Raw genomic sequence first — 25,629 nt, 5'->3', positions numbered from 1 at the left:
AGTGAGTTATGGAGCACGGAGGGTTCAGAGAACGCTGCGCGTTCCATTTGATCTTCCGATCGCTGTTGCAGTGGGATTCCTGGATATATAAAACATTCCGAGGTAGGAATCCCACTGCAAAGGCGAACGCTAGCGCTTCTTCAGATTCAAATGGACCGCTCCGCTGCTGACCACCGTGTCCATAAAGTCACCCCATTTAAAAAAAGGGAATGCTGGGTATGAAGTGCCCTCGCTGCGTGGATACGCGAGCAAATGCATGCAGGGCGCTGACCTCGTCGAACAGCTTGTGAGCTTGGTACGGTTATGGCAAGCTCACAAAACAACATGGAACTACTACCGCTAGCTGACCAAGATGCCTTAACTATGGCTAGACTGTCGCCTGTCCAGATTGTTATCCACCGGACCCTGTCACCCTGACAGAGAACTGTACAGAGCATTAATTACGCCGGGATGCATGCCCGGCATAGAAGTTCTAGGCGATAGGGCGAAGCTATCACCAGGCGGCTTTTACCTTCCCCACCCAATAGGCTGGGGGAAATTCTTTTTGGCGGCGGTGGGTAGCGGAGGGTAAGGATTTGAATCTGGAGAAGCGGCAGCGTTCGCCTTTGACGAGGGATTCCGCCCTTTTACAGGGCCTATTCAATCTAGGGAATCCCTCGTCAACAGCGATCGGAAGATCAAATCCGTCCCGCAGCGGACTTCCATCCACAAAAGTCGCTCCAGGATCAAATCCGTCCCGAAGCGGCCTCCCCCCTCCAACTTGAATGTTCCCGTTGCCTCTCCTCCGTCATCTGCATATTAAAATGATCTGCCCCTTTGAGCTGGGCAGCTGCCATATCTGCCACTAGAGTTACACTCGATTCCATCGGCACAAAGCGGTATTTGTAGGCTGTAAGCCGATGGTCGGTTTCGTGAAATAAAATATCCTGAGCGTAATTCCCCCATCGGTCCTTGGGCATCAAATCAATGGTCATACCGGCATGCGCAGAGGGCAGCAGCATATTAGAGCCGTGGATACCGATCACTAATCGGCTGGCTGCATATACCTTGCAGACCCGCAGCTCACTTTCCCGGTCGAAGCGTGTGACACGCTCATCAGAAATCCATGCCGGGAAGCTCCCGGTACGCCCAAGTCCAGCGACTGTAAAGCGATGATCCGGGAAGCTTTCTCTCAGCCTGCGGAACAGCCGTATGATTTTACTGCGCTGATGATAAATTAGCGGTTTTAGCCCACGTTTGAGCTGCGGAAATTTCTGTACCGCTCTTGCGATATGATGGCTGCCGCTCCACAAGCGGTCTTCCCTCCATACGAAGGTAATGCGCGGCTCCGGTTCACGATCCTCGTTATAACGGGAGACACCTGTAAACTGCTCAATATCAAACTGATTGGGATGTGAATACGCCGGGCTGACATACACCTCATCAAAACGCATCAGTTCCTCAATCATCCGATGATGTAGTACAGGATAAAAGTTTCGTGCCCTGCTGAACGGCACATCAACCGTCCAAATTTCAGACACATATGCTGGCACCATCCACTCCAGCGACTTTTGCACAATGACGATGATGCCCAGGTCCGGCGATTGCTCGTATTCGCGTTGCACATTGAGCAGCTTGAGCAAAGCATGACCATACAAATAATCCATTGTGTTGACGATGATTACACGTGTAGAAGCTTTCATTTTATGCACGGTCATGCCGACTGCTAAGTCATAGGAAGGATTCATCAACGATTGTCGCAAAGGTTCTCCGAGCCATTTTCTCGACTTCGCATCACCGGTCAGAATATAGTCAGGCATTTCTACACGATAAGGTGAATACGTAGCATGGCCGACCCTCATGTCCTCAAGATATTCGCGTCCGCACCCCTCACACATAGTGCTGACACATACATGGATTCCCTGCCACAGCACCTCTCCACCACGTACCTTACCTCCACAATGCGGGCACTGTTCCTCATGCCGAACAAACGGTTTAATGGGTATCATGATTGTTCTCTCCAACTTTCGGTACTGTAATATGAACACGCCAGAAGGTCAGGATGGACTTCATCATCCAACCCAAATTAGATTTAACTTCCTTAAACAACAAATCTAATAGAAATACAGATATCGTAAAGGACAAAATCGTCGCCACTAACGACCCTCGGACACCAAGCAACGGGATTAGCGCGTAATTGAAAGCGATATTCGTGACCGCCCCCACCACCGAGGTCAGCAGCGTGTATCTGAACAAATTTTCATTGGTAATAAACAAGCTTTTAGCAACACTGAAGTTGGTGAAAAACAGACGAATCGCGAATAGAGACAACAGCGAACCTGCTTCGGTAAATTCTCTCCCATACAGCACAACCACTACCCATTGGGATAGAAAAAATAAAGGTACCGAGGTCACAAGAAAGCATATAAACATCAGCCGATACACCTTGGACAATGTCTGTCTGTACTCGTCGCTTCCTTTCTGCTTGGAACGCGTCACCACCGGAGCATAAGCCGTTGTCAGAACGACCGGAATGAAGCCCAACACTTCGATGAGTCGGAGTGCAACGGAGTATTGCCCAACCGCAGCGTTTCCCAGCAGTTCACCGATAATGACTTGGTCGATCCGTGCCTGTACATATACAGCGGAGGATGACAGTATAAGCGGCCAGCTGTGATTCATGATTCGCCGAGCTGTGGCTAAACGGAACGTCCATTGGTTCACGCGTCGTCCTTCCTTACGGAAGAAATACAGCAGCAGTAGGCTTCCCAACAGAAACTCTCCATGAGCACACAACGCCACCATCCATATCGGAACACCCGATAACAACAGAATGATTTTGACAGTGGAGCCGAGAACAAAAGCGGTATTCTTGGCAACAACCGTGTATTTGGACAGCATCTGCGCACGAAACCAGTAGTCGATGATATCAAACAATTGAAATACCGAGGCCGTAGCCAAGATCAGATTGATCAACCGCACCGAACTGTCTTCCGGTCTGAGTAGTGAAATGAAGGAATAGGACAGTACAATGGCTATCAGAGTACCTAACAATTTCAACAGAACCGCCGTACCCAATAGCTCATGCTCATCCTTGGGGTCTTTGACAAGATCGCGTACTAATATAGAATCAAAGCCAAGGGTCGTAAAAATCAGAAACATCCCGAAAAAGGATTCCGCATAATTCCACTTTCCCAGTTCCTCTGGTCCCAACACTCTCGCCATGATGATGCTGACTGCCAGGCCGAACACCATGCGAATCATTTTGTCACCGAACAGCCAGGATGTATTCACCAGCAAACTTCTGCGCGGTTTGGCGCGTTTTTCGACTAATGTCATAGGTTTTACTCCATCTTGAAAAATGACCTTGCGTACAGCGAAGAGACCCCCCGCTCAGGCGGATGGCCTCTCCATCTCTTACACGACGACAGAAGCTTCAACTGCAGCCTGCCTTTTTACCCGCTCCAAGTCTGTATCCACCATCATACGAATGAGCTGCTCGAAGCCTACTTCCAATCGCCAGCCCAGCTTTTCTTTCGCCTTGGCACAATCGCCGAGTAATAGATCTACCTCTGCCGGACGGACAAATTGAGGATCGATCACGACGTAATCCTCATAATTTAAACCTACATGGGAAAAGGCAATTTGCAGCAGTTCACGCACAGAATGCATTTCTCCCGTGGAAATGACGTAATCATCCGGTTGATCCTGCTGAAGCATCAGCCACATCGCCTTTACATAATCCCCTGCAAAACCCCAGTCTCGCAGTGAATCCAAATTTCCCATGCGCAGCTCTTGCTGCAACCCCAGCTTGATACGAGCTACCGCATCCGACACTTTACGCGTTACAAATTCCAATCCTCGACGTGGGGATTCGTGATTGAACAGAATGCCAGAGCAAGCAAACATATCAAAGCTTTCACGATAGTTCACTGTAATCCAATGGCCGTACACTTTGGCAACACCGTAGGGACTACGTGGGTAGAACGGGGTCGTTTCTGTCTGCGGTGTCTCCAGCACCTTACCAAACATCTCGCTGCTTGACGCTTGGTAAAAGCGCGCTTCCGGTTTGGCAATTCGAACCGCCTCCAGCATATTGGTGACAGATAATGCTGTAATCTGCCCTGTAGCCAACGGCTGCGGCCATGAGGCCGCTACGAAGGATTGAGCAGCCAAGTTGTAGACCTCATCCGGGTCGGACTGCCGAACGGCTTCAATCAATGAAGCCAGATCGGTCATATCACCGGAAAGCCAGTGGATGTCATTCTGGATATGCGCTACATTTTCAAAGTTCGGTGTGCTGGTTCGTCTGCGCATCCCGTACACCTCATAATCTTTGGATAGCAGCAATTCAGCCAGATAGGACCCGTCTTGCCCGGTAATTCCTGTGATCAGCGCTTTTTTCATTCCAATTCCCCCACCGTTTTTTTATTGTTCAACCAGATCCAGACCTTGAAATGCCTGATACACAGACTTTAATCCCTCTTCTAGTGAAATACGCGCCGACCAGCCCAGCCCGGAAATTCGGGATACATCTACCAACTTACGCGGCGTTCCATCAGGAGCGGAGGTGTTAAAGGTAATTTCCCCCTCATAGCCGACTACATTCTTCACTCGCTCAGCCAGCTCACGAATGGAGATATCCTCACCTACGCCGATATTTACAATTTCATTTCCCTCATAATTGTTCATTAGGAATAGACAGGCTTCAGCCAAATCATCAGAATGAAGAAATTCTCGCCGCGGCGTACCAGAACCCCATACTTCTACAGTCGGAGATTGATTCAGCTTGGCTTCATGAAACTTGCGGATGAGCGCAGGCAACACATGAGAAGTCTGGAGATCAAAATTGTCGCCCGGACCGTATAAATTCGTCGGCATCACAGAAATAAACCGGGTTCCATACTGACGGTTGTAAGACTGACACATTTTAATCCCGGCAATTTTAGCAATCGCATAGGCCTCATTAGTAGGCTCCAGTTCACCCGTGAGCAGATATTCTTCCCGTAACGGCTGCGGAGCAAATTTAGGATAGATACAGGTAGAACCTAGGAATAATAGCTTACTTACATTTGCCCGGTATGCCGCATCAATCACATTTGTTTGTATAAGCAGATTGTCACGGATAAAATCAGCCGGATATTCGTTATTCGCCAAAATCCCACCAACCTTGGCCGCTGCCAAAAATACATAATCCACAGGCTCTGTTTCAAAAAAATGATCTACTGCCTCTTTATTACGTAGATCCAGCTCACGGCTTGTGCGAGTAATAATATGACGGTAACCCGCTTCCTGAAGCGCTCGGACAATAGCGGAACCCACCAGTCCGTGATGCCCTGCTACATATATGTTGGAATGAAGATCCATACTTATCCCCTACCTTCTTCGTGAAAATGAAAGACTTTAATACGCATCCTTGGAGCCTAGCAGCACACGAAATGTTTTCAGCATAATAATCATATCTGTGCGGAAACTGCGTCTGGATATGTACTCCAAATCCAGTTCTACCATCTGGTTAAAGCTTAGATGATTACGGCCGCTGATCTGCCATAAACCAGTGCAGCCCGGTGTAACCGTCAGACGCAGCTTATCCCTCACTGTGTAATCATGGACCTCTCTTGGCAATGGGGGTCTGGGTCCTACCAGACTCATCTGCCCACGCAGTACATTGAACAGTTGTGGCAACTCGTCGATGCTCGTTCTGCGAAGAAAGCGACCCACACGGGTAATTCGGGGATCGTCCCGCATTTTGAACATCGCACCCTCAATTTCATTTTCCACCAGCAGTGCAGATAATCTGGCTTCGGCATCAGACACCATGGAACGAAATTTGATCATGCGAAACGGCCGCTCATTTTTTCCAATACGTACTTGATAAAATATTGCACTTCCTTTGGGGTCCTCCAGCTTAATCAGCAAAATGACAAGCAGAAATACCGGGCATAGCACGATGATTCCAATGAAAGACAATATAATGTCCATGCTTCGCTTCACGAACGGGTATACGTTCCATCCTTGCCGCCGTTCAAGCCCATGAGCGACCGAATAAACATCCACTGACGCACCCCGCACTTCGACCTCATTCGAGCGGGAAGAAGACACGTCTCATCACCTCGCTCCTTATTAATAAGTATTATTTATACACTGTTAAAAGAATTTTATATACTCCCATTTTCCTCCTTTTTATTCATGTCAGATTGCGTTCCTCCATCCCCCGCTCGACACGGGTATTCGAACGCTTCACATTATTAAGTACTACGCCCAGAATGCGCGCCTTTACTCTTTCCAAATTCGCTTTTGCTTTCTTGACGACATCCTTTTTGACCTTCCCTGCCTGCACCACCAGAATGACTCCGTCACACATGGCGCTTATAATGAAGCCATCCGGAAAGGACAGCAACGGCGGTGTATCCATTAGGATCACGTCATAATGTTCTTTCAGCTCAACCAGCAGAGCATTCATTCTGCGGGAACTGAGCATCTCGGACGGATTGGGCGGGTTCGGTCCGGCTGTAATTGCATGCAGATGGTCAATCCCGGTTTCTTGAACCACATCCTGCCATGCCTGTTGATTGGCAAGCACCCGTGTCAGCCCTGTATGATTACGCAAACCAAACATATGGTGCAAGGAGGAACGGCGCAGATCCATATCCATAATCAGCACCTTTTTCCCCTCTTGCGCATAGGTTACAGCCAAATTGCTAATTGTGACCGTTCTGCCTTCACCCGCCTGAGCGGACGCCACCATCATAACCTCAATCGGCTCGTCTATAGAAGAAAACTGGATGTTAGTGCGAAGCATGCGGTACTCCTCCGAAACGGAAGACTGAGCATGTAGGGATGTAACGAGCTGATTATTGATTAATCGCGGCATATTGCCCTTCACCTACCTGTTTAGGAGTTGTAGTGGAGCTGTCAGAGCGTTTATCTTCTTTTTTCATTTTCGTAATCAGGGCTAGGGTAGGCAGACCGAGTTCTATTTCAATATCCTCTTCATTCTTAAATGTATCATCCAGTACCTCCAGCAGAAACGCCAAGCCTATTCCCAACAATAAAGAGGTGGCAAAAGCAATAAATATCTGTATAGTGGCATTACTGTTCACGGGAACTGCTGGATCATTCAGACTGGCTTCGCTTAGGATGGTGACATTGTCCATTTTCATGATAGAGGGGATTTGCCGTTTGAATACTTTGGCTACCGCATTGACGGTTTTCACAGCCTTCGTATACGATAAATCGCGGATTGTTACATCCATGACCTGTGAATCACCTGCGGTGTTCACTCTTAATTTTTGCGCCAATGCTGACGGAGTGACCTTAAGATCGGGGAAGCTGGCGACCACCTGATCCATAATCGCCGAGGAGATCATAATTTGCTTATAGGAGTTCGTTAAGGCTATATTCGTTTGAACTACACTGTAATCGACGACACCTGCACGATCCGGTCGTGGCGTCTGGTTGATAATGAGCTTTGCGGTAGCTTCATAAATCTGCGGGGTAAAATACATATTTTTTATGCCCACTACAGTACATACTAGCAGTACGATGCTACCAATCAACCACATTCTTTTACGGATCAAACGGATGTACTCTTTCAACTGCACAAGACCAGTCCTCCCTGATTGACTTGTTTTCGATGCAATAACGCTTGTACTGATCCTCTGCATAACGGGGAAAAGAACGGTGCATGACCCTCTAATCTATAGTAAAATGTTGTATAATAGCGCATAGAAGGTCTAGCCAGCGAATAAGCACAAAATGCTCATCATCGGTGGCCTCTTAGGGTATATAAACGAAGACATCAGTGAAAACTATTAAATAAAGATACGTTATGTAACTTACATAACTAATTTATGATACAAAACGTATCTTGTCAAGCGTAAACTTGCTTTTTTACCTTTCTTAACCTTGCCTTCAGGAGGAAAAACGGATGAATTATGGCACCCGCATCGCTGAATTACGAGAACATAAGGGATTAAAACAAGAGGAACTAGCACAATCCCTCGGAATTACGCGGGCAGCTCTTTCTCACTATGAAAAAAATAGGCGCAAGCCAGATTTCGAGATCCTGACCAAGCTCGCTGATATTTTCGGGGTAACGATTGACTACTTGGTGGGACGTACGAGCCATCCGGCGGCAATATTGGATTCAGATGTGAGGGAATTTGTGGACCAGCTTGAACTGTCCGATGAGGATATTCTGCAACGTTTCAACCTGACCATTGATGGACGCACCTTGTCTGAGGAAGAAGCCAAACGTTTTATTGCATTTGTCCGAATGGAACGAATGATGGAATAAAGAAAGCGGCCGACTGCTTCACGTCTCGCTCAAGTAAGACCAGCCGTTGGAATTTACACGCGCTTGTCCTTCCGGTATGTGGTTCCATCCGCGTCGCTTTCTAGCCATTCTGGCATCGTGAACCCACATTGGAGCAAAATGTCCCGGATGTCCAAGTGGATGGCAGCTTTGTCTGCTTTCTGTACGTTGTTTTGAAAAAGAGGGTTGTTCCCCCCTAATTCTGTCTCCTTGTTCATTCAGCACTAACCTCACTTTATTATTCTTGGTCACCGGAAAGAAATTTCCCACAAACCTTGTATGTATAGTCACGAACAAAACTATTATATATGAATACACACCTGCAATGTTGTCGTCTTATGACGAGAATAAAAAAGGATTTTCTTATTTTTTTCTTCATTATACGTAAAGTATTGGCAAATCAGAACGATTTTCCAACAAAAAAGAACCTGTCAGGTCCTATTTTCTCCTGATAGGTTCTTTTTTGTTTTATTTCGAAATGATGTTAGGTATTCGAACTCTAAGGTCCTATATGCATTCCGATCTGATTAAGCGGCCTCGGCTGCCTGGGAAACCTGAGTACCTCCGGTCGCTCGGACTTTGTAGACATAGTGGCCTCCGGCTTTTACCGTGCGGTCTGTATACGTGCTTCCCGCTACTTGCGAGGCAATCACCTGATAGGCCCCGTCGGTTCCGTCAGCACGCAGCACATCATAGGAAGATACGCCTTCTGCCTGAAGCCAATTAATCTCTACCGCCCCATCCTGAACAGAGGCAGCCTTCACCCCTGTTGGAGCTGAAGCTGCGGTCTGATCTGTACTTTTTAATTCCAAAATATATTGTACCGCTTCGCCAGGACCCAGCTTTTCTTCAAAATCAAGGGCAGGAGAAGCCTTGAGCCCTGATATGGAACGCTGTGCCTGACTGTAAGTGGAACCCGCTCCAAAACGTTCACCCGTGTACAAACCGGCATTCGGCATTGTCACCCGTACACGAACGGTCTGCGTGGTGGATTCGAAATTCACTAGATTCACCAGCAATTTGTTTGAAGTAGCGCCGCTACCTGCCAGCGGTTTAAGCTTGGACGTATCCACCGCACGCACATACACCATTTTATCCTTGGTATCCTCTGGATTCAGCACTGTATAAGTCAGAGGTTTTCCATGGGTGGCATAGGCTAGACTCAAGCGTCTCATGATCTTAACACGAGTGTCCTGTCCCTGCCCGAACGGATAAATTTCTGTGTTGGCCGGGTTATGACTTTGCAGATCGAAGCCTGTTTTAAACAGCGTATAATCTTTATAAAAAGCAGCGTGCTGGATAAACATATCGGCAAACCCAATTTGTGAACGCATAATCCGGTCGAATGCGGCTGCTTGTGGCTGACTAGCCCCATAATCTGGATTATCTCGATGCGTATCATTGGTACCGAACTCCGTGTTCAGCATCTTCTTCGCCAGTCCGTCGCTCGAACCGCCGAAGGTTTTCAAATTTTGAATGAAGCTGCCCCCGCCCTCTTCATTATACGATTCACCGTAGGCGTGTCCGTTGGTCAGGTCAGTGACTTCCTCCAGCTGTTTACGCTGCGCCGGGTCTCGCTCCCATCCATCCGGATCACCGCATTTTTTCGTACCTCCGGTTTGATTTTTGCACGCCTTGGTAGAGTACGTCGGCCAGTAGGCCCAACCCGGCGCTACCGTTTTGAGATGCGGTGCCAATTGCTTCCCTTCCGTATTCAACCACTTAGCTACAGCCAGATTTACCGCCTTGGAGCGATTAAATAATCCAGGTTCGTTATCTACTTCATAATATTGAAGATAAGAACCGTATTTTTTTACATAATCGCGCAACTTTTGCTTGGCCGTTTCTGGCAGAGAACCATCTTTTTGCAGCTTGATATCACCTGTATATAAATACAAAGCAGACGATTGCATATTATACTGCTTTAACGTTTGATAGTAATCATCCACGTCTGTACATGCCTTGCCCACATTGCTGGCACAGGTGACCCTCATGACATTGCCACTATAAGCAATTCCCAGCCATTTGAGAACGTATGGTAAATGCTTAACTGCACCCTGATCATAATAAAATTCTTTATTGTTCACATTTGTTCCGGTCAGTATATATTTACCGTGTACCGGTTCGGTCGCAGGTGAAGCTAACGTCTCCAAGCTCAAGTCATCCCAAGTCCACCACACATTTTTATCTTCTGCAGAGGAGCAGTATAGGCAGCGCGCTGTCTTTAGCTTGAGTACGTTAACACCGCTTTGCAATTGCTCTTTGGGTATATACAGCTCGTAGTTGTTTTTGAAATTATAAGCACTCCCAGTACCGGATACTCCGGCAATCTGAATAATACCGGACAGCTGTTGATTTGAAAATACAGCCATTTGTGGGACTGCTTTGCCCGCATCTAAAATCCGAACACGGAATATCATACCATTGGGAGGAATCTGATTCAGCTTATACTGGAGTGTCAGTTCAGGGTTCGTGGACGCATTCAAACCGGGAGGAATATCTCCACTGCTGAGCAATACCGGAACTGTTGTACTCTCTTCTGCTACCGACAACGCTGACATTGCTCCTTTAGCAGATGATTCGGTAGAGGCAGCTGCTGTAGAAATGTCGATATTATCCCTGCCGACCACACCTTTGAATTCCGCTGAAGAGTCATCCCTCTGCCCCAGCTTCCATACTGGACTGGCAGCTGCTACTTTATCCGTCTGCAATTCTGCGCTTCTTGAAGGCGTGTATATAAACCAAGCGATCATCGCTATAGCTACGATCGCTAGTAGTCCAGATAAAACTACTGTATACCTATGGGATAACCATTTTTTTATCATATGATCGACCCTCTCTCCTCAAATTTTTGGACCGGGAAAGAGTATTAATCAAGGAAGAAACAAAGCGTTTCCGGGAATCACCGCTTTCGCTTCATGCTGACTTTCCCACATTAGACGTGCCATCGCGTCGCCTTTTTCATCATAGTATTCTACTTTTAAATCTACCATTTTGCCTGCTTCCAAAGTCATACTGCCTTTACGCTCTGTCCAGCTTTGTTTGAACCAGCTGTCAATCACCAACTTGCCGTCTACCCATACACGGATACCATCATCGGATATCGTGGTGAACGTATAGGTCTCGCTATATTGCGGTTTGATTTTACCCGTCCAGCGAACCGAGAACTGATCGGCATTCACCTTAGGGTCAGCGGCATTGGCACGCCAGTTGTAGTCCAGCTTGCTATCTGTACGGATCAAAACAGGACTTCCATTCAAATTCATATTGTTAAAATATTCGCCACGCAACCCGTTCACATATACCACATCAGGAACAGAAGGAGGAGTCGGAGCTGGGGGAACGATCACTACTGGCGGAGCCGGGATAGGCTCACTTTGTCCCTCGTCCGGTAAGGTCGGTATATCTGTCCCAGGTGGTTGAATCGTTTCCAATCCATTCTTCACATCATCCCGCGTCAAACTCCTCGAATCATTCATATAATCCTGAATTTGATTTGTTGTGTTATTCTCAGTCAGCATCTTGCCCCAAGTCATGGAATATACCCATTTAGGTTGAGCCTGCAACACCTCAGAACTAGGCATCTCACCGTGCTCCCCAATGGCAATCGGCTTATTCCGTGCCAGCCCAAGCAGACCTTCGTAATGACTTTGCTTAAAATCATTGTTGTAAATATCTACTGCCAAGATGTCCACTCTGTCATCCCCCGGGTATTTCGGGGTGTACGGGACAGTATACGAATTGGGCGCATTCGGACTCCATACCCACAGCAGATTGTTCAATTGATGTGTGTTGGTAAAACGGTCGTACATGATATTCCATAGCTGATTGAAATTATTTTTGTTTCCCCACCAGAACCAGTCGCCATTCATCTCGTGGTAAGGTCTCCACAAAACCGGAACCCCTGCATCACGAAGCTGCTTTAACGATACAGCGGCCTTATCCAGATCGGCAATGAGGAGGTTATACTGCGTAGTACCTGGGGTCACGTATTTGTTGAACTCTGTCTGACTTACTTTCGCCTGTACATTGGCCCAAGTCAGTGGCCTACCTGGTAGCGCTTCATGAAAAGTCATCGTCACAATACCACCGGATCTGTCCCAACGGATAGCACTATCGACGACATTTTTACGTTGCGCTGCTTCTGTAGCGTCAGATTGACCAGAGATAGCTCCCATCTCATAGCCGTGTACACCTACATATGCCTGACTGATTTTTTGGACCTTGTTACTTAATTCATCCGGACTTTCCAAATAATCATGCTGACCGGTGACTATTTTTTTCCCTGAGATGTTGAGTAAATAATTGTATAGTTCACGGGCCTGAGTAGAAGCGTCCGAATTAACAGGTTGTAATGAAGCGGCATTCGCCACAGACAGAGAATCACCAAAACCGACGGGCAACAATGAAAAAAGCATAACAACGGGGAGTACATGACGTATCAGTCGATACAGAGGAATAAAATTGAATCTCACTTTCGCTCTTCCTTTCGGTAGCCAGGCTGCCATCCTTGTGGAAGGCCCTTTAGCTTTGCGTACCTGCCTTTCGACAGGGCTGCGTTTATCGTTGGAAGGAGTTTGGATTCCTTCTTACCCTAAGTATCGACTTTATTTTACCAAAATTTAATAGGTCATGTTCATGAATTTACAGGTTTTCGCCCAAATTCGACAGTTTGAGCCATGAATTTTCATGAATTTGTCTTTTTTTCGTTTTTACGAAAATAATTATGAGATAAATTGGTGACGGGAAATTTCATTCCAATCCATACAAAAGCGGACAATATCCTCTTCAACCAATTCAGAGCCAGTCTGCACCTCAATAAAATCCACATCTGTCACAGCCAAAATGCTATGCTTCGTCCCTTCAGGAATGCGGACTACATCACCAGCCTTTACTTTGTGTAGCTTCTCATTCAAAATAATTTCCGCTTCACCGCTAATAATGGTCCAGATTTCACTCCGTTTGAAATGAAGCTGGTAGCTGATATTTTTGCCTTTTCGTACGCGGATTCGTTTGGTCAATACCTCGTTGCCCTCGTCATATTTGACATAATCCACAACCCGATACTGCCCCCAACGACGTTCTTCATACATTGGACGCTGATCATGAGCCTTGAGCACTTCTTTAATACGAGGACTTTCTGCCTTATTGGTCACAAGAATGCCATCCGGGCTAGCCGCTACAATCAGATCATTCGTTCCAATGATCGCCACAGGAATGTCTAACTCGTTAATAAGACTCGTATTGACGCAATCCTCCGTTACTACACCTCTGCCCACTTGTTGATTAGACATTTCTTCTGTGAGCGTATTCCAAGTACCTAAATCCTTCCAAAAACCATCATACGGAAGAACTACAATGTCCTTTTCCTTCTCGACTACTTCATAGTCAAAACTGATTTTTTCCAGAGATGCGTATTGCTTTTGCATTTCTTCATAATTCAGCGGCAATCCCTTGGATGCCAAGATATCCAGCAAATAACTTAATTTGAACGCAAAAACCCCGCAGTTCCATAGAGCATTGCGTTCAATCAGACGCTCCGCCTGCTCCCGGTCGGGTTTCTCTTGAAAATGGCTCACTTCGCGGTAGCCAGTGCTACCTTGGGTGGCATCGTTTTTCGGAATAATGTAACCATATTTCTCTGAAGGATAGGAAGGGACAACCCCGATTAATGCAAGCTTGCCTTCACTCTCCTGAAGCGTATGTTCCAGTTGGGCTACGGAGGCGAAGAAAGCATCCTCAACATAAGGATCTACAGGCAATATAGCTACAATTTCATCAGGTGAAACACCTGCAATGGAATATAAATAAGTCGCTGTCAGCGCAATCGCAGGAAAGGTGTCTCTGCGTTCTGGCTCAACAATGATACGCGTATTCGGCCCAACCTGACTCTGGATCATTTCGACCTGTGCTCTCCCTGTCGCAATAAACGAGGATTCTGATAATCCGTTGTCTCCCAATTGTCTCCATACCCGCTGTACCATGGATTCCGAAGTCCCCTCCGGGCTCTCCAGTACCTTCAAAAATTGTTTGGAACGGGAATCGTTGGACAAAGGCCATAATCTTTTACCGGAACCACCAGACAAAAGTACGAGCTTCATAACTCTCCACTTCCTCTCTATATTGGTTGGGTGATCGTTCTGATGATGAGTTGACTACCCGCTACGGAATGCATTTGATCTTACGATCGCTGTTGCCGTGGGATTCTTCGGATTGTGTAAAACATTTATATGTAAGAATCCCACGTCAAAGGCGAACGCTCCGCTTCTCCAGATTCAAATCCATCCCTGCGCTACTCAAAAATGCATCATGCCGATCATACCGTTTATTGCAAAAGGCGCGACCGGACATGATTAAGTCCGGTCAGCCTGTAAAAATCTCACGCTTTCGGCGCTTGCCCGCTGTGCTTGCAAGCTTCAAGTAATCGAGGTTTCGTAACGCCTTGCCCAGATTGCCTTCGGCAACCACAATGGCAGCCTTGATCGGAAGGAGCGGCATCAACCGCGCCGCTCCTTCCGATACGCCCTTCCTACTCCCATCCCATAAGGTGGGAGTTTAAAACTGTGACTCCACGGCGGAAAGCAGCGGAGCGGGCAGAATTGTTCTGAAGAAGCGTCAGCGTTTGCCTTTACCCCCGGATTTTAACCTTTGAATGTTTTACACAATCAAGAAAATCCGGGGGTAACAGCAATCGGAAGAACAATCTGCACGCGCAGCGCCTCCCCCACCACCACAGTCACTTTTTAAACTTCCACTTTATCTCTGTTCCACCCACTCATCCGCGGACGACCCACGGAATAGTATTCCAGCCCGGAGCCTTGAATCTGTTCCTCGGCGAATACGTTACGACCGTCAATTAGAACCGGTTTGCGCAGAAGGGAGGCCAGTTGTACGAGATCGACCTTTTTGAACTCTTCCCAATCGGTCAACAGGCACACAGCGTCGCTACCTTCGGCGGCTTGCTGTGGGGATGAGCACCACACAATATTCGGGTGATCCACGTGCTCCTTGAATTTATCCATCGCAATGGGATCATACAGCTTGACAATTGCGCCTGCCTGAATGAGCGTTTCTACGATTTCCAGTGCTGGAGCTTCGCGGATGTCATCTGTATTTGGCTTGAAGGCGAGGCCCCAAATGCCAATCGACACACCGTTCAGTTGACCCAGCGATTCACGCAGCTTGGATACGATCATAAATCGCTGGTCGGTATTCACCTCGACCACCGATTTCAACAACTTAAATTCATAGTCTACATTACCCGCAATTTGGATAAGCGCATTTGTGTCTTTTGGAAAGCAAGAGCCACCATACCCGATCCCTGCTTGTAGGAAAGAGGAGCCGATCCGTTTGTCCATACCCATACCATCAGCCACACAGGTTACATCGGCGCCAACCTTTTCGCAAATATTAGCGATTTCGTTAATGAACGAAATTTTAGTTGCCAGGAACGCATTGGACGCGTATTTGATCATTTCAGCACTACGGATATCCGTCACATAGATTTTATCCGTGAACACCTGATGCAGAGTGACCATTGTTTCACGCAATCCAGTATTGTCCAAACCAATAATGATGCGATCCGGATGAAGCGTATCATTGATAGCTGAGCCTTCTCTCAGAAACTCCGGCGCAGATACGATATCGAAAGACAAACTCGTGTGACGAGCCAATACGTCCTTAATCTTTTCGTTCGTTCCGACAGGTACAGTACTCTTGGTCATAATAATCTTATACCCGTTCATGGCTTTCCCAACATCAGCAGCCGCCTGTTCAATGTAGGACAAGTTCGCCTCGCCGTTAGCCAGAGAAGGCGTACCTACCGCCAAAATGACGATATCCGAGCGGCGTACCGCATCAGCCAAATCCGAAGTAAACTCCAATCGACCTGCTTCCAGATTCAGCGCAATCAATTCCTCAATACCCGGTTCATAAATCGGAGATTCTGCCCGGTTCAACATGTCGATTTTGTACTGCTCCAGATCGACACAAATCACCTCATTACCTTTTTGCGCAAAACATACACCCGAGACGAGCCCAACGTATCCAGTACCAATTACAGCCAGCTTCATTCCGTTCATCCTCCTTTTAGAAAGTTCACATAGGCTTGTTCTACATACTTTTTTAGTTGATCCTTGAAGTTATCTTCATCAAATTTGCGGGCATGGGTAATGATATCGTCCACATTCCATGCATGCTGCTCGACCTTTGCGACGGCCTCTAGCACATCCTCTACTTGATGCTTGCGGAAAAATACGCCGTTCACATGAGGAACAATCGTATCCAGCGCTCCCCCACCCTGAAAAGCGATAACAGGCCGTCCGGCCGCATTCGCCTCCAAAGGCGTAATACCGAAGTCCTCTTCGCCCGGAAAAACGAGCGCTCGGCATTCTGCCATCAGCTTGTTAACCTCTTCGTCCTCAAGCCTGCCGAGGAACTCAATGTTCGGGGCAGCCATACCTTCGAGTCGTTTACGATCTGGTCCTTCACCCACAATGCGCAGCTTGAGACCGTTACGTTTGAATGCTTCGATCGCGAGATCGATGCGCTTGTAGGACACCAATCGGGATACGATCAGGTAATAGTCACCGATGTTTGTAGCGCGTTTAAAACGGGATGTATTAATAGGTGGGAAAATGACATCCGAATCCCTTTGGTAATAGTGCAAAATTCTTCTTTTAACAACCGAAGAGTTGGCGACAAACTGGTCTACGTTGCGCGAAGTTTTGGCATCCCATGTTTTCAACCGGTTCATGTACAGCTTTAGCATGTTTTTGAGCAGGTTGGATTTGGACTGCCGGGCCATATATGTATCGTAATCCCAGGCAAACCGCATCGGTGTGTGACAATAACAAATGTGAAACGTATGTTTGGGTACCTGGATGCTTTTCATAAATGCACTGCTGGAGCTTAAAACAATATCGAAATCCCTAAAATCAAAATCACGGATAGCGATGGGATATAGCGGCAGCACTCCTTTGAAGTTGGCCTTCACTCCTGGGACTTTTTGTAGCCAAGTGGCTCTAATATCCGCATCTTTCAAGTTACGCGACAGGCGGTCGTCGCTGAACACCGTTGTGAAGATAGGAGCCTCCGGATACATATCGTGGAATACCTCTACTACCCTTTCCGCTCCGCCCATTTGGATTAAGTAATCGTGTGCTATCGCTATTTTCATCTAAATCATCCTTTAACGCGAATGTCGGTCAGACTCCTGCCAACAAACCCTTATAGTAATGAACTATATCCTTAACTGTGTTCTCGATGACAAAATGCTTCTTGACCCGTTCCATCCCTCTCTCACCCATCTGCTGACGTTCCTGTGGATGCTCCAACATCCAGCGGATGGCTTCTTCCAGCTTAGCCGGGTCACCCGGTTCAATAAGTAGCCCGGTTTCATGGGGTACCACCGTTTCCTTGGGTCCACCCTCATTGGAAGCAATCACTGGGAGACCAGCAGCCATGCCTTCAATAATGACCTGACCGAATGGTTCTGGTGTAATAGAGGTATGAATCAGTAAATCACAACGCTGCATCAGGCCTTGAATGTCATCGACGTGCCCCAGCAGATTGACATTAGCCAACCCGTATTCGCGCATCGTGGACTCTAATCGTTGCTTGTATTCCTCTTCTCCGAACAATGCATCTCCAGCCAGCCAGAATTTCACGCGCTGATCTGGTAAAAAGGAACGTGCCGCTTCCAGTAAAATATGTTGTCCCTTCCATTCCGCCAATCTGCCGACCAATACGACGTTAAACGAGTCATCACCACGTGAATGCGCAGCCGTGTCACGTGCTGTAATTGCTTTGGCAAAAGCGGAATAAACGACGAGCGTCTTTTTGTCCGGGGGTAACTCCAATGCACTCAGCGTGGACTTGGAATTGGCAATCACTCCGTTGGGCAAAAAGCGGGACATCAGCCGAATCCCTTTGGCTACAATCGGCTTCAGATACGGCGGACCGATGTGATCACGGATATGCCAGATCAAGGGTAGCTTCGCCGATTTGGCAGCTACTGTACCATACAGTGCAGACTTGAGCGAGTTCGTGTGAACGCACACGACCTTTTCCTCACGCAGCAAGGGCGCAAGTTTTCTACCGTATGCCAGCAAACGAAAAGCTGCTGCAGGCGCACCTAGATTCACGGCGTTCCGTCCCCGATTGCGAATCGAATCGTCCAATGGAACGATGCGCACATCAATATCACGCTGCCGAAGCCGATCTGCCAAATCGCCCTCCTCTGCCAAAATAACGAGCGGGTCGATATGTTCCCCGATATTCGTCAGTATGTTATACAAAGCGACTTCGCCGCCGCTCCATCTTGCCGTATGGTCAATATAAGCTACTCTCATCATTTCGCCGCCGCCTTTCTGTCAAGGACCTGTCGGAACACCTCTTCCACCTGCTCCGCTACATGTCCCCATGTATATCTGCTCAGGACATGGTCCCGGCATTCCCTTGCATTCGGTAGAAGTTCACGATGATCCAGCACACGCAGCAACCCTTCAGCAATGGCTTCACTGTCCGTTCCCTGGAACAATAGCTCGGGACGGAATCCCCTTAAAATTTCCTTGCTACCGCCCACAGGAGTGGCCAGCACTGGCAGTCCCGAAGCCATTGCCTCCACCGTGATCAGACCGAAACCTTCCAGCGCCTGTGTAGGTACGACGAACAAATTCGATGCTTGGTGGTACAGTGGAAGCTCCTCATCCGACACATAACCGAGCAGCCTTACATGGTTATGAAGATTGTATTCCGCTACCTTGGAAGCCAATTCCTCCATCAAGGGGCCCTTCCCTCCAATCAGCAGCAGATGATCAGGATGACGCTCGGTTACTCGTCTCCATGCTTCGAGTAGCTGTAGCAGTCCCATTCGATTAACAAGACGACGAACGGTTAGCACAATCGTCGCGTTTTGCGGCAAATTCAGACGCTCTCGTACTGCTCCCCGATCCTCTGCTGGGTGGAACCTTTCTACATTCGCCGCTCCGGGAATAATGTGAATTTTGCTGAGTGGAACCTTATAGTGCTCATGCAAAATATCCCGAAAAGTCTCGCTTAGCACTATAAATTTATCCGACAGACCGTAGGCCTTCATTTCAATGGATTTAGCCAACGTCGTTTTTAGAAAATGCTTGATACCCTGTCCTTCAATCTTCATTTCCTCCGTCCACGGTCCGTGAAAGGTGGTAACTACCGGGATTCCTCTTTTTTTCGCCTCCAGCGCTGGCCCGACACTATAGGGAGCAAAATGGGAATACAATATATCCATCGGTTGCTTGTCGAACAACTCTGCTGCATATTTTTGCATTAGCTCCCGGCGCTTCCAGATGGATTGCTGCTTGCTGCCAATCGTATGAATCCGAATACGGTCGGGTGCTTGCGGCTGCTCGTCACTACAGATTAGAGCATCCAACGTATTGCGCTCTAACGTAAGCTGCTCACAGATCGATTGGAAATATGTGTTGAGGCCTCCTGGCTGCAAAGACGGCCAGCTCAACCCCGTTGCCGCAATACGAAATCCGTTATTGTACGACATAGCTGGTTTCTCCTTTCTGCTCGGTATGTCCGTCATCCACGATTTCTATCTTTTTTCGCCGCTTGGTTAGCTCATAATGCTTGAAGCAGACGAGAAACTCATACATCACCCAGAAAACGGCTACGGCAAAACCCGCCAATCCCTTGCGGTATAAGCCTTGGACAAAATACTTCTGCACAAAGCGGGCAGGAGGCCGCCACAACAGTCTGGTCATCCGAAAGGATCTTCCTTTGTTAAACGCCGTCTCTGCTTCCAGATCTGTATATTTATTAAAACGGGTCATATGATCACTGATGCTGCGGAAGCCGTAGTGCCATAACACACCCTCCAGATTGACAATCTGGGAAGAGGCTACATCCGGCATTTCATGAACAAGACTATTCGTAATGCCATAAATACGACGATTGTACAAACGAACCAGATATTCGCCTTTATTCATCCATTTGCCGAGAAAATCACCAATCCGAAATACGGAATATGCTTTGGCCGGATCGTGGAGCGTTTCTTTTACTTTCAACAAATCTCCAAGCAACTCTGCATCCACTACTTCGTCCGTATCAATCAGGAATATCCAATCAAATTCCGCTTTTTCAACACCAAACATGCGCTGCTTGGCATAACCGGGCCACGGGTTAGAAAACACCCGACAGCCCAAGGATTCAGCTACCTGAATCGTATTGTCCTTGCTCCCTCCGTCAATGACGACGATATCGTCCGCAAAGGGCTTGCAGGATTTAATGGCGGCTGTGATTCGAGTGCCATCATCCTGAGCGATAATAACTACGGATATCCGGTTGTCCGCGGGAACGCTAGACATGTGGTTCATTAGCGGGTGCCTCCTTCTTTATCTAACCGTTAACTGGCTTTTTCCGGATGTAGTGTGACATCGTTGATCGGAGCCATTGAAAATCTTGTTTGGAAATAAGCAGTCTTGGAATCTTCATTTTTAGAACGAATTTAACATTACATAAAATGAAAATGAACCGTAGAATCCCCGAAGACAGCATTGCTATCCCTGCACCCGTCAATCCATATCTCGGCACGAGTATGGACAGCAATGGAATGACGAGCGCCAATCCGACACCCTGTAGAATGGTAACCAGTTTGGGCTTACCCAACGCCATAAATTGTTGTGCCAGCACCATGGTCCCTCCACTGATAGCAACCTCAAGCACAAGGAACCGGAATACCGTAAGCGCTTGTTTAAACTCTTGACCATATAACAATGTAAATACGAACGGAGCAATCAGCATCAGCATCATCGCAGCCAGAAAGGTTGCTGTTGATGTCACTCGAAATGCCCGAAATGTTATGTCCACCGCCTCTTCCTTATTCAGACCAGAGGCTTTGGGAAACAGCACGACAATGATCGAGGTAGAAAATACATTCACCATCCTGGCCAAGCTGACCGCTACTGCATATAAACCGAGATCAGCGGGTCTGAGCAGACCCGCAATCAAAATCTGATCAATATAAGTGGAAACCTGCCCCATGAGATCATTTCCGTATGAACCCATACCGTAGGTAAAGAGATTTTTAAATTGCGTCCAGCTGTTCTTTACCTTGGGTTTGTACAGCCGAATCATTCGTATCGTGACACCGATATAAATCGGCAAGCCTGGTAGTAAATAAGCCAATGCCGAGGTGTACGGATTCATATTTCCGGTTAGGATCAGAATCGCCAGACCCAGCAACGTACTTAGCGGTACCAGATACCGGAATAAATTGTACTGCTTATATTCCGAGCGAACTTGAAGCAATGCATTATTGATCTGTGAAATCGCTATGAGCGGACACATCATCATGGAACACTGCGCGAAAAGGATGACCGATGAAGAAAAAGAGCGCAGCCAATAAGGAATTAGAAATACTCCGACGAGTGTCGCCAAGCCCCCGAACATGGTAGCCAGCAACAAGGCCAAACCATACAGCTTGCCCGTTTCCTCCGGTTTCCTTTTCGCATTGTAAATCAATGCAGAAGGGACACCGAAGCTCATGCAGAAGGCGAGAAATTGAGACCAGTTCACCATCGCTGTCTGTTCCCCGCGTCCAGTAGGACCCAGGAATCGTGCCGTTAGCACACCAGTCAGCATGTTCACGACGAGAATCAGCATACTGAATATCATCGTTTTTACTGCTGCAGAGCTGTTATCCTTGCTTTTGGCAAACCGAATCACTGTGGACCATAGTGTCCGGACAGGTGCGGATAATGCTTGTAAGTTTTGCACAGCCTTTACCTTCTTTCCGCGATGACATCTTTTGCCCATAGTCCTATTCCGATCATCATCCAGATCAGATAGCCGCGCATACCCGGGAAACCATTATCCGATATGAGACTGGCTACAGCTCCAGCCCACGTAGCCAACGCCAGTCTGATATAAGGCTGACTGGAATCTCGTTCGGCAATACGGACGAGAAGGCGCTTGATGATAACGAACAGACCACCGAAGAAAAAGAAGGCTCCGAAAATACCGAAGGTGAGGAAAATGGCAATATACCCATTATCCATAATCCCAAGTTCACCGAGATCGCCGCCGTTATCAAGCTTGGTTCCGATTCCTACACTCCCGATCCCCTGCCCGACTGGATTGCTAGTAATCGCCGGAAGCATCGTATGCAGTAAATCCAAACGCTCGTTGTACGAATGATCCTGTTGAATATCCGTCAGCGTCTGCATACGAGCCACCAAACCCTCTGCCCCTGGAAGTTTTGGAACAATAATGTAGAGAAGAAGACCGACGACAGCTAGTTGAACCAAGGTCTTCCACTTCCCCTTGGAAGATGAACTGAGAATATAAGCCAGCAACATGACGAATGCAATTAGCCAGGCTGAACGTACCAGCGTGATTAAGAGACAAACGACCGTCAGCAGAATTCCGATCCATCCCAAAGTGCCACGCCACCGTTTTTCCATTAGCATGGGTACAAGTGCCATCGCCAGGAAAATAGCGCACGGACCGGGCGAGTTCATGGAAGAAAACACTCTGATTTGAAGCGGTTCTGGAACACCAATGGAATTCATTTCTACATGATTCATCCAAAACGCATCCCAAGGAGGAACTGTCAAATACTGAATAATGCCGTAAATCGCCACAAGAACAGCAATGTTGGCATATGAATACAGCAGTCGGTCCAGTTCCTTCGCTTTCATAGGCTTAATCGCAAAATATGGCAATAGGATCAAAGGAACCACATAATTGGCTAAATCATAAGCAAAAACAATACCATTTTTGAATACCCCGACGACACTTCCGTAGGCCAATTCTATGCCGAAAAATACAGCAATTCGGGTTAATGGCTTTTCCGCCAGATGAATACCCCGCAGCACAGGAATAATCAACATGCTGCTTACCAGCAGCGGTGCCACACTCAACAAGGAAACCGAGTGGTAGGTTCCCTCCAACCAATCCGCAATACGGCGGATTTCCGGGCCTACTGCCCACACTACCAGCGTGTAAGGAATCAGTAGCCGGGATTGCAAGATCGCCAGCAGGAAGGCCGGAAAAACGAGCGCCAGCAATATGGCTCCCTGCTGGCTCATGGTGGGATTCATCTTGGCGCTGGCAAATCCGATGGCGAGTGGCAGCATACAAGCCAGCAACCCCATGCCGATCATGCCGATTCCACGCCGATTTCCTAGCCAAACGGAAATCTGCTGATCTGCCAACCGACTCATGTTTCTCACCCCTGACCTCCCTTCATCCGCTTCCGCTTGAACATCTCCTTAAACAGCAGAACGAGAAATTGGGAATCCTCAATCAAATATCTTTTCCACAATCGTTTAGGCTCCTGAGACAATCTCCAGAACCATTCAAATCCCGTCTTCTGCATCAGCTCCGGTGCTCTTTTCACATTTCCCGACAGGAAATCAAAGGTCGCTCCCACCCCAATCGAAATCGGAGCGCGGTAAGTCTCATAATATCTGTAAATCCATTTTTCCTGTTTAGGTGCGCCTACACCAACAAAAACGATGTCCGGGCGAGCCTCTTGCAGCAATTGGACAATGTGTCTGTTCTCCTCTTCGTTTTTCTCAAATCCATAAGAAGGAGAGTAACAGCCCACCACGTTCATGTTCGGATAAGATTCCTGGAGATTGAGCATAGCCTTCTCAGGAATACCGTCAGCTGCACCCAGAAAAAATAAACGATAGCCTCGATCCTCAAAAGCCTCCCCCAACCGAGTGAACAAATCTGACCCGGACACTTTTTGTTTGAGGGGCTTTTTCAGTAACTTGGACGCCCATATGATAGGCATCCCATCGGCCACTACAGCTCCGGCATCTGAATACACCTTGCGGAATTCATCATCCTTGCGAAGCTTGATCACATGATCGACATTACAGGTCAAAATGTAGGAATGACGCTGATGTTCAATAGAAGTATCTATAAATTCGAGTAGATCATTAAAATCGTAATTATCAAAGTTGACATCGAACATGTTCACTCTGCTCATCGTATCACTTCTCTTTGCGAAAATCGGTTTGAGTAGATGTCTGGTATAACGCGTTTAAATACCAGCAAAATGGAATAATCATCTGAACCGTCGACAACGTATTATCTGAAAACGAGTAGATCAGAAAGCCTGCAATTAAGCTTGCAAAATAAGGTTTGATAGACTTGGCAAGCGACCGGTAAATGAGAGCGAACACGATCAGCAATGAAAGCATTAATAGCCCGCAACCGATATATCCCGTGTCAAAATAAAAGCGAATATACTCATTATGCGGTACAACGAAACCATTGAATAACGTCCCGTCGTTCGCAACCGTTACCGCGCCAAGACCTCTACCTGACCAAGGGTAATCATGTACTCTGTTCAAAAAATATTCCCATGCCTCCGAGCGTCCCGACAGGTCAATGCCTGTATCGGTCTCCCGTTCGAAGGAGCGTTTTTTTAAATTGTTCCATTGCAGGGCCACCGCCCCCAGAGCAACCAAAAACGATCCGGCCAGCGGTAGCAAATAATTGACTTTCCCCTTGAGGTACTGACGGGCAATATCAAACAGATACACAGCAAACATTAATAACAATGCCAGAATCGGTCCACGTGTACCGGTGGCGATCAGAATCAAAAAGTTCAGTGCCAACACTGTGTAATAAAAAGCGGCTTGCTTGGGTTTGCGCTTGACCTCAATTAGAGAGACGGCAATTCCGAGAAAGGAGAGCATTGCCAGATGCGGCGGTATATTCGCTCCTTGTACTCTGACTGCGCCCGTAAATTCCACATCCGTAAACGAATGCAGCCCTAGAACCTGCAAACCCAGCCCAATGACCACACTAATAATTGGCAACAGACTGATCAGTCGGATATGCTTTTCTGCCACATCCTTTTTCCACTGGATCAGTAAAAAAAAGAAAGGGAGTGATAAACCGACGAACGCCTTGACGGCAATCGAGGTCGTTAACAAAGGCATCCATGCTGAAAATCCAAATGTGATCCCCAGCATGATCACCAATGCCCAGACCGGATAGCTGAACTTGAGACGTATGCCATACACGAGCATGCACGGCACCAGCAGAGCCAAAATGCCCAATTTGTACAATGACAAAATCTCAATACCGAACACGCCGCCCTGATACAGAGAATCGACTGAGACTGCTGTACTTAGCAAAACAGCATAGCTGATGCGCTCCGGATGATGGATAGAAACAGCCAGCAAGAGCAGTAAACATACCGCCGCAATACTGACCACCGGCTGATAGGTAGCCGCAATTCCTACAGCAAGAGCGCCCAGTAGAAAAATAAAAACATGCTGTATGGTGTTTATTCTAGTAGTCCAAGGATAGTTACTCAT

At 47.5% G+C, this 25,629-nt stretch carries 22 protein-coding genes and 1 riboswitch; of the genes, 1 reads left to right on the top strand and 21 read right to left on the bottom strand.

Going from position 1 to position 25,629, the window contains the following annotated elements; all coding sequences use genetic code 11:
- Window positions 1-725 precede the first annotated feature (725 nt).
- The 7 genes from NSQ57_RS06190 to NSQ57_RS06160 all read right to left on the bottom strand — a co-directional run bounded on the left by NSQ57_RS06190 (window position 726) and on the right by NSQ57_RS06160 (window position 7,583).
- Window positions 726-1,988, bottom strand: coding sequence for a hypothetical protein (locus NSQ57_RS06190; RefSeq protein WP_209949660.1), 1,263 nt, complete (start codon window positions 1,986-1,988; stop codon window positions 726-728).
- Window positions 1,975-3,318, bottom strand: coding sequence for a flippase (locus NSQ57_RS06185; RefSeq protein WP_039269547.1), 1,344 nt, complete (start codon window positions 3,316-3,318; stop codon window positions 1,975-1,977). Before NSQ57_RS06185 ends, NSQ57_RS06190 begins: the two co-directional genes overlap by 14 nt.
- Before the next feature lie 78 nt (window positions 3,319-3,396).
- Window positions 3,397-4,386 (bottom strand): GDP-mannose 4,6-dehydratase, encoded by a 990-nt coding sequence (gene gmd, locus NSQ57_RS06180; RefSeq protein ID WP_029516209.1) that lies wholly within the window; start codon window positions 4,384-4,386, stop codon window positions 3,397-3,399.
- A 21-nt stretch (window positions 4,387-4,407) separates the two neighbouring features.
- On the bottom strand, window positions 4,408-5,346 hold the full coding sequence (locus tag NSQ57_RS06175) for a GDP-L-fucose synthase (protein ID WP_069012566.1): 939 nt from the start codon (window positions 5,344-5,346) through the stop codon (window positions 4,408-4,410).
- 36 nt (window positions 5,347-5,382) lie between these two features.
- Window positions 5,383-6,081 carry a sugar transferase gene (locus NSQ57_RS06170; protein ID WP_029516207.1) on the bottom strand — a complete coding sequence of 233 codons (699 nt, stop codon included), beginning with the start codon at window positions 6,079-6,081 and terminating at the stop codon, window positions 5,383-5,385.
- 85 nt (window positions 6,082-6,166) lie between these two features.
- Window positions 6,167-6,853: a CpsD/CapB family tyrosine-protein kinase gene (locus NSQ57_RS06165; RefSeq protein ID WP_029516206.1), complete on the bottom strand. Its 687-nt coding sequence runs from the start codon at window positions 6,851-6,853 to the stop codon at window positions 6,167-6,169.
- Entirely contained in the window at window positions 6,834-7,583 is a 750-nt protein-coding gene (locus tag NSQ57_RS06160; RefSeq protein WP_029516205.1) for a Wzz/FepE/Etk N-terminal domain-containing protein, read from the bottom strand. The genes NSQ57_RS06165 and NSQ57_RS06160 overlap by 20 nt, the downstream gene beginning before the upstream one ends.
- Window positions 7,584-7,909: 326 nt before the next feature.
- Here NSQ57_RS06160 and NSQ57_RS06155 point away from each other — a divergent pair, with 326 nt between their 5' ends.
- Window positions 7,910-8,278 carry a helix-turn-helix transcriptional regulator gene (locus tag NSQ57_RS06155; RefSeq protein WP_025720479.1) on the top strand — a complete coding sequence of 123 codons (369 nt, stop codon included), beginning with the start codon at window positions 7,910-7,912 and terminating at the stop codon, window positions 8,276-8,278.
- A 53-nt stretch (window positions 8,279-8,331) separates the two neighbouring features.
- Here NSQ57_RS06155 and NSQ57_RS06150 read toward each other — a convergent pair whose 3' ends face one another.
- From NSQ57_RS06150 to NSQ57_RS06085, 14 genes are all read right to left on the bottom strand, one after another.
- Window positions 8,332-8,514, bottom strand: coding sequence for a hypothetical protein (locus NSQ57_RS06150; protein ID WP_029516204.1), 183 nt, complete (start codon window positions 8,512-8,514; stop codon window positions 8,332-8,334).
- Window positions 8,515-8,823: 309 nt separating this feature from the next.
- On the bottom strand, window positions 8,824-11,121 hold the full coding sequence (locus NSQ57_RS06145) for a hypothetical protein (RefSeq protein ID WP_029516203.1): 2,298 nt from the start codon (window positions 11,119-11,121) through the stop codon (window positions 8,824-8,826).
- A 48-nt stretch (window positions 11,122-11,169) separates the two neighbouring features.
- Window positions 11,170-12,771, bottom strand: a complete 1,602-nt coding sequence (locus tag NSQ57_RS06140) for a glycosyl hydrolase (protein WP_340884651.1) — start codon at window positions 12,769-12,771, stop codon at window positions 11,170-11,172.
- A gap of 13 nt (window positions 12,772-12,784) precedes the next feature.
- Window positions 12,785-12,865, bottom strand: a riboswitch (cyclic di-GMP riboswitch).
- Window positions 12,866-13,020: 155 nt separating this feature from the next.
- Window positions 13,021-14,397, bottom strand: coding sequence for a sugar phosphate nucleotidyltransferase (locus tag NSQ57_RS06135; protein ID WP_029516201.1), 1,377 nt, complete (start codon window positions 14,395-14,397; stop codon window positions 13,021-13,023).
- Between the two features lie 262 nt (window positions 14,398-14,659).
- Window positions 14,660-14,797, bottom strand: a complete 138-nt coding sequence (locus tag NSQ57_RS06130) for a hypothetical protein (protein WP_342425786.1) — start codon at window positions 14,795-14,797, stop codon at window positions 14,660-14,662.
- A 242-nt stretch (window positions 14,798-15,039) separates the two neighbouring features.
- Window positions 15,040-16,368, bottom strand: a complete 1,329-nt coding sequence (locus NSQ57_RS06125) for a UDP-glucose/GDP-mannose dehydrogenase family protein (protein ID WP_029516200.1) — start codon at window positions 16,366-16,368, stop codon at window positions 15,040-15,042.
- Between the two features lie 5 nt (window positions 16,369-16,373).
- On the bottom strand, window positions 16,374-17,474 hold the full coding sequence (locus tag NSQ57_RS06120) for a glycosyltransferase (RefSeq protein ID WP_029516199.1): 1,101 nt from the start codon (window positions 17,472-17,474) through the stop codon (window positions 16,374-16,376).
- 28 nt (window positions 17,475-17,502) lie between these two features.
- The gene (locus NSQ57_RS06115; protein WP_029516198.1) at window positions 17,503-18,651 is read right to left on the bottom strand and encodes a glycosyltransferase family 4 protein; all 1,149 of its coding nucleotides are present in this window, start codon (window positions 18,649-18,651) and stop codon (window positions 17,503-17,505) included.
- On the bottom strand, window positions 18,648-19,835 hold the full coding sequence (locus NSQ57_RS06110) for a glycosyltransferase family 4 protein (RefSeq protein WP_029516197.1): 1,188 nt from the start codon (window positions 19,833-19,835) through the stop codon (window positions 18,648-18,650). Before NSQ57_RS06110 ends, NSQ57_RS06115 begins: the two co-directional genes overlap by 4 nt.
- Window positions 19,822-20,661 (bottom strand): glycosyltransferase family 2 protein, encoded by an 840-nt coding sequence (locus NSQ57_RS06105; protein ID WP_039269533.1) that lies wholly within the window; start codon window positions 20,659-20,661, stop codon window positions 19,822-19,824. The genes NSQ57_RS06110 and NSQ57_RS06105 overlap by 14 nt, the downstream gene beginning before the upstream one ends.
- 22 nt (window positions 20,662-20,683) lie before the next feature.
- Window positions 20,684-22,063: an oligosaccharide flippase family protein gene (locus NSQ57_RS06100; RefSeq protein ID WP_029516196.1), complete on the bottom strand. Its 1,380-nt coding sequence runs from the start codon at window positions 22,061-22,063 to the stop codon at window positions 20,684-20,686.
- A 5-nt stretch (window positions 22,064-22,068) separates the two neighbouring features.
- Window positions 22,069-23,511, bottom strand: coding sequence for an O-antigen ligase family protein (locus tag NSQ57_RS06095; protein ID WP_029516195.1), 1,443 nt, complete (start codon window positions 23,509-23,511; stop codon window positions 22,069-22,071).
- Between the two features lie 5 nt (window positions 23,512-23,516).
- Complete coding sequence (locus NSQ57_RS06090; protein WP_013309155.1) at window positions 23,517-24,287, bottom strand: WecB/TagA/CpsF family glycosyltransferase; 771 nt, start codon at window positions 24,285-24,287, stop codon at window positions 23,517-23,519.
- Window positions 24,288-24,291: 4 nt separating this feature from the next.
- Window positions 24,292-25,629 carry an O-antigen ligase family protein gene (locus NSQ57_RS06085; RefSeq protein WP_039269528.1) on the bottom strand — a complete coding sequence of 446 codons (1,338 nt, stop codon included), beginning with the start codon at window positions 25,627-25,629 and terminating at the stop codon, window positions 24,292-24,294.

This window comes from Paenibacillus sp. FSL L8-0502, from assembly GCF_038593055.1.
Lineage (GTDB): Bacteria > Bacillota > Bacilli > Paenibacillales > Paenibacillaceae > Paenibacillus > Paenibacillus polymyxa_D.
Note: the sequence above shows the minus strand (reverse complement) of the source record. Positions and strands in the feature narration are given on the sequence as shown.

Excerpts from the sequence above, each read along its gene's own strand:
- NSQ57_RS06165 (WP_029516206.1), bottom strand. The coding sequence starts at position 6,853 with ATGCCGCGATTAATCAATAATCAGCTCGTTACATCCCTACATGCTCAG.
- gmd (WP_029516209.1), bottom strand. The coding sequence starts at position 4,386 with ATGAAAAAAGCGCTGATCACAGGAATTACCGGGCAAGACGGGTCCTAT.
- NSQ57_RS06135 (WP_029516201.1), bottom strand. The coding sequence starts at position 14,397 with ATGAAGCTCGTACTTTTGTCTGGTGGTTCCGGTAAAAGATTATGGCCT.
- NSQ57_RS06190 (WP_209949660.1), bottom strand. The coding sequence starts at position 1,988 with ATGATACCCATTAAACCGTTTGTTCGGCATGAGGAACAGTGCCCGCAT.
- NSQ57_RS06185 (WP_039269547.1), bottom strand. The coding sequence starts at position 3,318 with ATGACATTAGTCGAAAAACGCGCCAAACCGCGCAGAAGTTTGCTGGTG.
- NSQ57_RS06175 (WP_069012566.1), bottom strand. The coding sequence starts at position 5,346 with ATGGATCTTCATTCCAACATATATGTAGCAGGGCATCACGGACTGGTG.
- NSQ57_RS06145 (WP_029516203.1), bottom strand. The coding sequence starts at position 11,121 with ATGATAAAAAAATGGTTATCCCATAGGTATACAGTAGTTTTATCTGGA.
- NSQ57_RS06155 (WP_025720479.1), top strand. The coding sequence starts at position 7,910 with ATGAATTATGGCACCCGCATCGCTGAATTACGAGAACATAAGGGATTA.
- NSQ57_RS06090 (WP_013309155.1), bottom strand. The coding sequence starts at position 24,287 with ATGAGCAGAGTGAACATGTTCGATGTCAACTTTGATAATTACGATTTT.
- NSQ57_RS06120 (WP_029516199.1), bottom strand. The coding sequence starts at position 17,474 with ATGAAAATAGCGATAGCACACGATTACTTAATCCAAATGGGCGGAGCG.
- NSQ57_RS06110 (WP_029516197.1), bottom strand. The coding sequence starts at position 19,835 with ATGTCGTACAATAACGGATTTCGTATTGCGGCAACGGGGTTGAGCTGG.
- NSQ57_RS06150 (WP_029516204.1), bottom strand. The coding sequence starts at position 8,514 with ATGAACAAGGAGACAGAATTAGGGGGGAACAACCCTCTTTTTCAAAAC.
- NSQ57_RS06115 (WP_029516198.1), bottom strand. The coding sequence starts at position 18,651 with ATGATGAGAGTAGCTTATATTGACCATACGGCAAGATGGAGCGGCGGC.
- NSQ57_RS06125 (WP_029516200.1), bottom strand. The coding sequence starts at position 16,368 with ATGAAGCTGGCTGTAATTGGTACTGGATACGTTGGGCTCGTCTCGGGT.
- NSQ57_RS06085 (WP_039269528.1), bottom strand. The coding sequence starts at position 25,629 with ATGAGTAACTATCCTTGGACTACTAGAATAAACACCATACAGCATGTT.
- NSQ57_RS06095 (WP_029516195.1), bottom strand. The coding sequence starts at position 23,511 with ATGAGTCGGTTGGCAGATCAGCAGATTTCCGTTTGGCTAGGAAATCGG.
- NSQ57_RS06105 (WP_039269533.1), bottom strand. The coding sequence starts at position 20,661 with ATGAACCACATGTCTAGCGTTCCCGCGGACAACCGGATATCCGTAGTT.